Annotated in this window: 10 protein-coding genes; 6 read left to right on the forward strand and 4 right to left on the reverse strand. The window is 74.1% G+C overall.

Annotated features, from left to right (window positions below; translation table 11 throughout):
- Positions 1 to 27 precede the first annotated feature (27 nt).
- The 3 genes from K6I33_RS06975 to K6I33_RS06985 all read left to right on the forward strand — a co-directional run bounded on the left by K6I33_RS06975 (position 28) and on the right by K6I33_RS06985 (position 3001).
- Entirely contained in the window at positions 28 to 900 is an 873-nt protein-coding gene (locus K6I33_RS06975; protein ID WP_229348858.1) for a fumarylacetoacetate hydrolase family protein, read from the forward strand.
- A 90-nt stretch (positions 901 to 990) separates the two neighbouring features.
- Positions 991 to 2400: a choice-of-anchor A family protein gene (locus tag K6I33_RS06980; RefSeq protein ID WP_229348859.1), complete on the forward strand. Its 1410-nt coding sequence runs from the start codon at positions 991 to 993 to the stop codon at positions 2398 to 2400.
- A gap of 67 nt (positions 2401 to 2467) precedes the next feature.
- Positions 2468 to 3001 (forward strand): class I SAM-dependent methyltransferase, encoded by a 534-nt coding sequence (locus K6I33_RS06985; RefSeq protein WP_229348860.1) that lies wholly within the window; start codon positions 2468 to 2470, stop codon positions 2999 to 3001.
- A gap of 11 nt (positions 3002 to 3012) precedes the next feature.
- On the opposite strand, the gene K6I33_RS06990 is transcribed toward K6I33_RS06985, so the two are convergent.
- Positions 3013 to 3945: an NADP-dependent oxidoreductase gene (locus tag K6I33_RS06990; RefSeq protein ID WP_229348880.1), complete on the reverse strand. Its 933-nt coding sequence runs from the start codon at positions 3943 to 3945 to the stop codon at positions 3013 to 3015.
- Positions 3946 to 4032: 87 nt separating this feature from the next.
- Between K6I33_RS06990 and K6I33_RS06995 the strand changes: the two genes are divergently transcribed.
- Positions 4033 to 4989, forward strand: a complete 957-nt coding sequence (locus K6I33_RS06995) for a GlxA family transcriptional regulator (protein ID WP_229348861.1) — start codon at positions 4033 to 4035, stop codon at positions 4987 to 4989.
- A 73-nt stretch (positions 4990 to 5062) separates the two neighbouring features.
- Here K6I33_RS06995 and bla read toward each other — a convergent pair whose 3' ends face one another.
- Both bla and K6I33_RS07005 read right to left on the reverse strand, forming a co-directional pair.
- Positions 5063 to 5983, reverse strand: coding sequence for a class A beta-lactamase (bla, locus tag K6I33_RS07000; protein WP_229348862.1), 921 nt, complete (start codon positions 5981 to 5983; stop codon positions 5063 to 5065).
- A 106-nt stretch (positions 5984 to 6089) separates the two neighbouring features.
- Entirely contained in the window at positions 6090 to 6719 is a 630-nt protein-coding gene (locus K6I33_RS07005; RefSeq protein ID WP_229348863.1) for a pyridoxamine 5'-phosphate oxidase family protein, read from the reverse strand.
- 99 nt (positions 6720 to 6818) lie between these two features.
- Between K6I33_RS07005 and K6I33_RS07010 the strand changes: the two genes are divergently transcribed.
- The gene (locus K6I33_RS07010) at positions 6819 to 7739 is read left to right on the forward strand and encodes a phosphotransferase (RefSeq protein ID WP_229348865.1); all 921 of its coding nucleotides are present in this window, start codon (positions 6819 to 6821) and stop codon (positions 7737 to 7739) included.
- A gap of 3 nt (positions 7740 to 7742) precedes the next feature.
- Here K6I33_RS07010 and K6I33_RS07015 read toward each other — a convergent pair whose 3' ends face one another.
- A complete protein-coding gene (locus K6I33_RS07015; protein ID WP_229348867.1) occupies positions 7743 to 8831 on the reverse strand; it encodes a Gfo/Idh/MocA family oxidoreductase in 1089 nt (362 codons plus the stop codon).
- 57 nt (positions 8832 to 8888) lie between these two features.
- Here K6I33_RS07015 and K6I33_RS07020 point away from each other — a divergent pair.
- Positions 8889 to 9146 (forward strand): MarR family transcriptional regulator (locus K6I33_RS07020; RefSeq protein ID WP_374283676.1); only part of this gene is annotated, 258 nt, incomplete at its 3' end.

The following is a 9146-nucleotide window of genomic DNA, read 5'->3' on the forward strand; positions in this document are numbered from 1 at the left end:
CCTGTTCGATCATGCGGGGGTGTGGTGATGAGACTGCTGCGGGTCGGGCCTGCCGGGGCCGAACGCCCGGCGCTGCTGGAGGAGGACGGGACGCTGCGCGACCTGTCGCCCCTGGTGGCGGACGTCGACGGGGCGCTGCTCAGCGACCGCGCGGCCCTCGACCGCGTCCGGGCGGCCGTCGGGGCCCGGATCCTGCCCGTCCTCGACCCGGCCGGGCTGCGTGTCGGCCCGCCCCTGACCAGGATCGGCAAGATCGTGGGCATCGGGGTCAACTACCGCGACCTCGTCGCCCAGACCCGGGTCGCGACGCCGGCCGAGCCGGTGGTGTTCCTCAAGGCGCCCGACACGGTCGTCGGCCCGGACGACACGGTGCTGGTGCCGCGCGACAGCGTCAGGACGGACTGGGAGATCGAGCTGGGCGTCGTCATCGGCCGTACCGCGCGCTATCTGCGGACGGACGAGGAGGCGCTGGCGGCGGTCGCGGGCTACGTCCTCTCCCACGACGTCTCCGAGCGCTCGTACCAGAACGGGCGCAACGGCGGGCAGTGGGGCAACGCGTGGGGCAAGGGCAAGAACTTCGAGACGTTCAATCCGCTGGGGCCCTGGCTGGTGACGGCCGATGAGATACCCGACCCACAGGCGCTGAGGATGCGCCTGTGGGTCAACGGCCGGCTGACGCAGGACTCCAGCACGGCGGAGCAGATCTTCCCGGTGGCCCATCTGGTGCGCCACCTGAGCCAGTACATGACGCTCCACCCCGGCGACCTCGTCAACACCGGCACCCCGGCGGGCGTGGCGCTGGCCCGGCCCGAGCCCAAGCCGTATCTGCGGGCCGGGGACGTGGTGGAGCTGGAGATCGAGGGGCTGGGCCGGCAGCGGCAGGAGCTCAAGGACGCCTAGCGTCCACCGGCGCGTCGTCCGTGGGCCGTCCGGGGGCACGGAGGCGTGTGCTGCGGCGATCCATCAACCCTGCTAGGCATATTTTCGGATATGCACCCCACGCAGCCCGCGCAGCACACCCGGCCCATGCAGCACAAGGAGTATGCGCGATGGCTCCGGGTGAACCGCCCGGCGGCCTCGGTGATGGCCCTGCTGTCCCTGATCGGGGGCGCGCTGCTGGCCTGTGCCTTCAGCATGATGGGCACCGAGGACTCGGCGCCCGTCGCGGGCCCGGGGCCCTGCGTCCCGGGGACGTGCCCGGGCGCGTACCCCGAGCCCAACAACGGCCCCGTCACCAGCCGTGACAACGGCGTCAACATCTTCGTCGGCGGCGACTACACCGTGCGCCAGGCGGCGGCGGACGCCGAGGGGCGGATCGTCGTGCTGGGCGACTTCGACGTCTCCAAGGCCACCGGGGTCCCGCCCGTCTACCACGTGGGCGTCGTCGGGACCGGTTCCCGGGTGCCGCCGGACAACGGCTCGCCGTTCCTGCGGATCGGCGGCGACCTCAAGGTGGCCGCCGGGCAGCGGCTCGTGGCCGAGCAGGGCCCGGTCAGCGGGACCGTGGCGTACGCCGGGAGCGTTCACACCGGCACGGTCAGCCCCAGGGCCGTGCGCGACGTGGCCGCCGTCGCCCTCTACGGGCCCCTGCGCGAGGAGCTGACCTCCGCCAGCGACTGCTACGCCTACGAGCGGGGCGCGGCCCGCCGGAGCACGGGCACGGCCGTCAACCAGGGCGCCGCCACGGTCTTCACCGGCGACGGCCGCTCCCGCCTCCAGGTCTTCAACGCCCCCTTCGACCTCGTCGCGCCCGGCGGCGGCCCGCAGGAGCTGCTGTTCCGGGGCGTCCCCGACGGGGCGACCGTGCTCGTCAACCTCACCAACCCCGAGGGCGGCACGACCCGGGCCATCGGCACGTCCTCCGGCAGGCTCGCCGGAGTGCGGCGGGAACGGCTGCTGTGGAACTTCCCCGACGCGAAGGAGGTCCGCCTCACCGGCGGCGGCCAGCTGGACGGCACCGTGCTCGTCGGCCGCCGCTCCAGCGTCACACGGGTCACCCTGCCGGGCGTCAACGGCCGCTTCTTCACGGCCGGTTCCCTCATCCACGAGTCCGGCGCGGGCGGGATCGGCCAGGCCCTCCACGCCTACCCCTTCGACGGCTCCCTCCCCGACTGCGGCACCACCGTGCCCGCCGACCCGGCCGACTCCGGCGAACCCCTGCCCCTGCCGGTGCCCAGCGGCCCCGGCGCCCCGGCCGTCGGCCCGGCCGGACTCGCCGGTGCCCCCGGGGCCTCCTGGTCCCCCGCCCCGGACGCGCCGGTCGCCGGCGACGGCCATGAACTGGCCCGCACCGGACCGCCGATGGGCGCGTACATGGCGGCGGGCACGGCCCTCGTCGCCGCCGGCGCCGGACTCGCCCTCGTCGTCCTGTTCCGCACCCGGATGAGGGTGGTGGAGTGAGGGCGGCCCCACACGGAAGCCCCACACGGAAGCCCCATGCGGAAGCCCCGCGCGGAAAGGTCTCTCCATGCCCCGCACCCCCAGCGGCTGCTACCCCGTCGTCAGTCTCCGCCTGGCACGCCGGCTCCTCGGTGACGACCCGCGGCGCGACGTGCGCTGGATCGCCGCCGCACCGGGCATGCGCTGTGCCGAGATCGGCAGCGGCGGCGGGTACTACACGCCCGCCCTCGCCGCCCACCTGGGGCCCGGCGGCCTGCTGGTCGCGCTCGACCCGGCCGCCCACGACCCCCGCGCCCACCGCCGCACGGGCCCGGGCGCGACGACCGTCCACGTCGGCGGCGACGGTCTCGCCCTGCCCTTCGCCTCCGCCGCCCTGGACGCGCTGCTCTACAGCTACAGCCTGGAGGAGATGACCGACCCGGCGGCGGCGCTGGCCGAGGCCGCCCGGGTCCTGCGCCCGGGCGGGCAGCTCGTGCTCTTCCTCTGGCGCCCCCTGCTCCGCCGGGCGCACATGGCCGCGCTGAGCGACGCCGACGCATTCGACCTGCGGCGCGCCCGGCGCGGCGGCCAGAACCTGCGCCTGGCCTACCGCAGACGCTGAGGAACGGCCGGTCAGGAAACGGTGAGGACGACCTTCCCCGTCACCCGGTTGGTGTCGCCCAGCTCGTGCCCCTCGGCCGCCCGCTCCAGCGGGAAGACGGCCTCGACGACCGCCTTCAGCTTGCCCGCGCGCATGAGGTCCGCGATGGACCGCATGCCCTCCTGGTCGGCCTCGACGAGCAGGGGGCGGAAGCGCACGCCCCGGGCGGCGGCCCGCTCCGGGAGGTCCGCCGCGTAGGAGAGCAGGGCGATGTTGATCAGCTGTCCGCCCGGCTTGAGGACGTCGAGGGAACGGTCGGCGGTGTCGCCGCCGATGGTGTCGAGGACCAGGTCGACGGGGTCGATCTCGGTGAAGTCCTGGTTCCGGTAGTCGATCGTCTCGTCCGCGCCGAGCTCGCGCAGCAGCGCGTGCTTGGGGGCGCTGGCCGTGCCGATCACATACGCGCCCCGCTCCTTGGCGATCTGCACGGCGAGGTGGCCCACGCCGCCGGCCGCGGCGTGGATCAGCACCCGCTGTCCGGGCCGGACGTCCGCCGCGTCCACGAGCACCTGCCAGGCCGTCAGGGCGGCCAGCGGGATCGCGCCCGCCTGGACGTGGTCGACGCCCTCCGGCTTGCGCACCAGCGCGCGGGCCGGGGCGACGACGTACTCGGCGAACGACCCCACGCCGTAGGGGTAGGGGAGCATGCCGAACACCTCGTCCCCGGGCTCGTGCAGCGTGACGCCGACGCCCACGGCCTCGACGACGCCCGACACGTCCCAGCCCAGCACCAGGGGGAGCCGGTCGAGGAAGCCGGTGCCCTGCCGGTGCTTCCAGTCGGTGGGGTTCATGCCCGCCGCGCGGACGCGGACCAGTACCTCGGAGGGGCCGGGGACCGGCCGCTCGGTCTCGATCAGGTGGACGGCCTCGGGGCCGCCGTAGCTGTCCTGGCTGATCGCCTTCATCGTGCTTGTGCTCATGACCGAAAGGATTCATCGCCCCGGAACCCCGTCGACAGTGGCCCGGAGGCCATGATGTGCAAGGATCGGGCCATGCATCGTGTGGTGGTCCTGGCGCTGGACGGCGTCATCCCGTTCGAGCTGAGCCTGGCGTCGCGCCTGTTCGGCGTGGCCACAGGCGCGGACGGGCGGCGGCTCTACGAAGTGCTGACCTGCTCGCCGGACGGCGGCCCGGTCCGTACGGGCGCCGACTTCTCGATCAGCGTCGAGCACGACGCGTCGGTGCTGGCCACGGCCGACACCGTGGTGATCCCCGCGTCCGAGGCGTTCGCCGAGATCGTCGACAGCGACGCGCTGCCCGCCCCCGTGGCCGAGGCGCTGGCCCGCGTCCGCCCCGACACCCGCGTCGTCGGGATCTGCCTCACCACGTACGTCCTGGCGGCGGCGGGCCTGCTGGACGGCAAGGGCGCGGCCACCCACTGGTGCCACGCGGACCGTTTCCAGCGGCTGTACCCCCGGGTCGCCCTGGCGCCCGACGTGCTCTTCGTGGACTCCGGCCGCGTCCTGACCTCGGCGGGCGCCGCGGCGGGCATCGACCTGATCCTCCACCTCATCCGCCGGGACCACGGCAGCGGCGTCGCCAACCACGTGGCCCGCCGCTGTGTCGTCCCGCCCCAGCGGGAGGGCGGCCAGGCGCAGTACGTGGAACGCCCGGTGCCGCACAGCGCCGACACCGGCACGTCCGCGACCCGCGCCTGGGCCCTCGACCGCCTCCACGAGCCCCTCCAGCTCGCCGACCTGGCCCGGCACGCGGGCATGAGCCGGCGCACCTTCACCCGTCACTTCCGGGCCGAGGCCGGCCAGAGCCCCGGCCAGTGGCTCACCCAGCAGCGCGTCGACCTGGCCCGCCACCTCCTGGAGAGCAGCGACCTCCCGGTCACCCGCATCGCCGAACGCGTCGGCTTCGGCACGGACGCGACGCTGCGGCAGCACCTCCACGCGGCGATCGGCGTCTCACCGGGGGCGTACCGGAGGACGTTCCGGGCGTGACGTCACCCGGGTACGTCATCTGCCGGTGCGTCGTGGCCGGTCGCGCGGTTCCCCGCGCCCCTTCGGGGCGCTGCTAGACGAGGGACGGTCCCACGAGTGCCGCGATGTCGGCCACCAACTGGTTGTTCGTCGGGGCGGTGGCGGAGAGGCTCGTGGTCAGGACCGCGAGGACGATCGGGGCGCGGCGGTGCGGGGGCCAGACGACGCCGACGTCGTTGGCCACGGCGTAGGCCGAGCCGCCGCCGGTCTTGTCGGCGAGGGTCCAGCCCGGCAGGCCCTTGCGGAAGCGCTGCTTGTTGGTGGTGTTGGCGATCAGCCAGCCGGTCAGCCGCTCGCGGTCCGGGCGGGTGAGCGCGTTGCCGAGGACGAGGCGCTCATAGGTCCGGCCGATGGCGCCGGGGGTGGTGGTGTCGGTCTCGCGGTCCGGCTCGGCGGAGTTGAGCTCGGGCTCCCAGCGGTCGAGGCGGGTCGTGCCGTCGCCGATCGAGCGGCAGAAGCGGGTGATCGCGGTCGGGCCGCCCAGCTCGCGGAGGAGCAGGTTCGCGGCGGCGTTGTCGCTCTCGCTGACGGCGGCGGCGCACAGTTCGGCGACGGTCATGCCGTTCGCGAGGTTCTCCGGCTTCGCGGTCGAGTCGGCGTAGCCCGAGTCCCTGAGGAACTGCTCCGTGTACCGGATGCGCTTGCCGAGGAGTTCGCCGTGCCGGTCCTGGCGCAGGACGGCCGCCGCGGCGAGGGTCTTGAACACCGAGCACATCGGGAACGCGTCGTCCGCGGCGTACTCGACGGTGCGGCCCGTGGCCGTGTCACGCGCGTACACACCGATCCGGACGGAGTGCTTCCGCTCCCATTCCCCCAACTGCCGTGCGATCTCGTCCTCGCGCCGTGGCGTGGCCGCCACCGCGCTTCCGCCCGTCGTCAGCGTGGCGGCCAGCGCGGCTCCGGTGCCGAGCGCCAGCATGGCGCGGCGCGACGGGTGTGCCTCTGTGGTCTCCAACGTCTCGGTTTCCTCTCCAGTTGCGGCCAGGACATCACTCACGACGCCGCAAAAGTGGGCACCGGTTCCACTTCGGTGTGATCCGGTCAAACGGCCCGGACGCCGGTCAGTCGTACAGGCCGTCCGCGTACCGGGGGCCGTAGTAGCGCTCCAGCTCCTCCAGCGACGCCTCGGGGCGCTCCAGGCGCTTGGCGATCCCCGCGCGCGAGGTCACCTCCTCGGGCCGCCACGTCTCCGGCTTCCACAGGGAGGACCTCAGGAAGGCCTTGGAGCAGTGGTGGAAGACCTCCTCGATCTCGACGAGAAGCGCCAGTCGGGGGCGGTGCCCCTTGACCACCAGCTCGTCGAAGAAGGGCGCGTCGCGCAGGATCCGGGCCCGGCCGTTGACGCGGAGCGTGTCACCGCGCCCGGGGATGAGGAAGACCAGCCCGACGTGAGGGTTGCTCAGGATGTTGAAGAAGCCGTCGGCGCGGCGGTTGCCGGGGCGTTCGGGGATGACGAGGGTGGTGTCGTCGAGGACGAGCGCGAAGCCGTGCGGGTCGCCCTTGGGGGAGACGTCGCAGGTGCCGTCGGCCCCCGCCGTCGCCACGAGACAGAGCGGCGACCGGGCCAGCCACTCCTTGTCGAGGTCGTGCAGCCGCGTACGGACCTTGCCGGCCGCCGCCGCCGTCGGCTCACCGAGCAGCTCGCGCAGTTCCTCGGGCGAAGTGATCTCCGCTATCGCAGCGGTATCCATCGGTAAATCCCTCCCGTTGGGCCGGATCATGCTGTCCCGAGCTTAGATCCAGGGAAATCTCTTCGACAGAACCCGGCCCGGGACGGCAAGATCATCTTCATGACGAACCTCAGCGACCGCGCCGAACGCGCCATGGCCATCGCGACCCGGGCCGGGCGCCGGCTGGGGCTGCGCGCCGACGAACCCCGTGTGCTGCACGACGTGTTCAACGTACTGGTGCACCTCGCGCCCGAACCCGTCGTGGTGCGGGTGCCGTCCCTGGGCTTCGCCGGCGCCGAGGAGCTGGAGCGCAAGCAGCGTCGCGAACTCGCCGTCACGGGCTGGCTCGCGGATACCGGCGCCCCGGTCGTCCGGCCCAGCCCGCTGGTGCCGCGCGAGCCGGTCGTGACCGGCGGTACGTCGCTGACGTTCTGGGAGTTCGTCAGCGAGGAGAAGCCCGCCGCCGACGAGGACCTCCTGCAGCGGTTCGTCGAACAGACCGGGAACGCGGCGGAGTTGCACGCCCTCCTGGCCGGTTACCCCGGTGAACTGCCCGTGCTCTCCCCGCTCGTGCCCGGCCTGCGCCCCCTGCTGGACAAGCTGGCCGAGCGCCGCCCGGACGGGCTCACCACGGCGGACCTGGACCGGGCCGAGGCCGAGTACGCCGCGCTCGAGGCCCTGGTCGCGGACCTGCCCGCGCACTTCCCCGGCTCCCGCCTCCAGCCGCTGCACGGCGACTCCCCGGCGTACAACATGCTGCGCGTCACCGGCGGCCGGCGGCTCTTCAGCGACTTCGAGGACGTCACCCTCGGCCCCGTCGAGTGGGACCTGACCCTCGTCGGCCCGCAGGGGATCGAGGCGTACGAGCGCGCCGGCGGCGGGCCCGTGGACCCCGCCCTCCTGGAGGCCATGGAGGGCGCACGGCTGCTCCAGGTGGTGGGGGCGCTGGCGTTCGTGCCGCTGATGCCCGAGATGGGGGCGATGCTGGAGCCCGCCGTCGCGCGCTGGCGCGAGCGGGCCCCGCTGTCCGTCAGTCGCTAGCCGTCAGCCGTTCAGCGTGACCGTACGGGCCTCGGCGGCGGAGGTCTTCGCCGCCTCCAGCACGCGCAGCGCGGCCGCCGCCTCCCGGGCCGTGACCGGCGGCAGGCCGCCCGTGCGCAGCGCCTCGGCGATCGCGGCGTAGTACGCGGGGTAGTCGCCGGGCAGCGTCGGCACCGGTTCGCCGCCGCCCGTCAGCGGGGACTCCCCGGCGCCCAGCCTGCCCCAGGAGGACTCCGCCTCGACGCCCCAGGGGGCCGCCGGGTCCGGCCGCAGCCCCTCGCGGAGCGCGCCCTCCTGCGGGTCGAGTCCGTACTTCACATACCCGGCCGTGTCGCCGAGCACCCGGAAGCGCGGGCCGAGCTGGGCGGCGGTGGCGCTCATCCACAGATGGGAGCGGACGCCGGAGGCGTGGCCGATGGCGATGAACGTGTCGTCGTCCGCCTCCGCGCCCGGCCTGCGCACGTCCGACTCGGCGTAGACCGTGACGGCCGGGCCGAAGAGGGCGAGGGCCTGGTCGACGAGGTGGCTGCCCAGGTCGTAGAGGATGCCGCCGATCTCGGCGGGGTCGCCGGACTCGCGCCAGCCGCCCTTGGGGCGGGGCCGCCAGCGCTCGAAGCGGGACTCGAAGCGCTGCACCTTGCCGAGGGCGCCGCCCTCGACCAGCTTGGTGACGGTGCGGAAGTCGTTGTCCCAGCGGCGGTTCTGGAACGCGCTGAGCAGCAGCCCGCGCTCCTCGGCCAGCACGGCCAGCTCCTCCGCCTCGGCGGCGGTCGCGGCCAGCGGCTTGTCGACGACGACCGGCAGCCCGGCCTCCAGCGCGGCGCGCGCGAGCGGGACATGGGTGCGGTTGGGGGAGGCGATGACGACCAGGTCGAGGTCTTCCGCGTGCTCCAGGAGCGCCTCGGCGGTGGCGACGGTACGCACCCCGGGGTGCTCGGCCAGGGCCTGCCGCTGCCGCTCGGGGTTGGCGGTGACCACCGTGTCGAGGGTGAGCCCGTCGGCGGCGGCGATGAGCGGGGCGTGGAAGACGGAGCCCGCGAGGCCGTAGCCGATCAGGCCGACGCGGAAGGGGGCGGTGCGCGGATCGTCCATGCCCTCCACTTTGGCAACGCTGTTGCATAAGCGCAAGTGGAGGGGAGAATGGGATCTGTGAGCAATCTTGGAGCCAACCTCGCCGCACTGCGCGATCACAACGCCGCCGTGGTCCTCGGGCTGCTGCGCGACGCGGGCGAGGGCGGCGCGAGCCGCGCGGAGCTGGCCGCGCGGTCGGGGCTGACGCCCCAGGCCGTCAGCAAGATCACGGCGCGGCTGCGGGCGGAGGGCCTGGCGGCCGAGGCCGGGCGGAGGGTCTCCACGGGCGGCAAGCCGGCGACGGCGCTGCGGCTGGTGCCGGGGGCGGGACGGGCG

Source organism: Streptomyces sp. UNOB3_S3 (genome assembly GCF_020740895.1).
Taxonomy (GTDB): Bacteria; Actinomycetota; Actinomycetes; order Streptomycetales; family Streptomycetaceae; genus Streptomyces.

Bases quoted from the DNA above. Each gene is read 5' to 3' on its own strand.
- K6I33_RS06980 (WP_229348859.1), top strand. From the start codon at position 991: ATGCACCCCACGCAGCCCGCGCAGCACACCCGGCCCATGCAGCACAAG.
- K6I33_RS06990 (WP_229348880.1), bottom strand. From the start codon at position 3,945: ATGAAGGCGATCAGCCAGGACAGCTACGGCGGCCCCGAGGCCGTCCAC.
- K6I33_RS06975 (WP_229348858.1), top strand. From the start codon at position 28: ATGAGACTGCTGCGGGTCGGGCCTGCCGGGGCCGAACGCCCGGCGCTG.
- K6I33_RS07010 (WP_229348865.1), top strand. From the start codon at position 6,819: ATGACGAACCTCAGCGACCGCGCCGAACGCGCCATGGCCATCGCGACC.
- K6I33_RS06985 (WP_229348860.1), top strand. From the start codon at position 2,468: ATGCCCCGCACCCCCAGCGGCTGCTACCCCGTCGTCAGTCTCCGCCTG.
- K6I33_RS07005 (WP_229348863.1), bottom strand. From the start codon at position 6,719: ATGGATACCGCTGCGATAGCGGAGATCACTTCGCCCGAGGAACTGCGC.
- K6I33_RS06995 (WP_229348861.1), top strand. From the start codon at position 4,033: ATGCATCGTGTGGTGGTCCTGGCGCTGGACGGCGTCATCCCGTTCGAG.
- K6I33_RS07015 (WP_229348867.1), bottom strand. From the start codon at position 8,831: ATGGACGATCCGCGCACCGCCCCCTTCCGCGTCGGCCTGATCGGCTAC.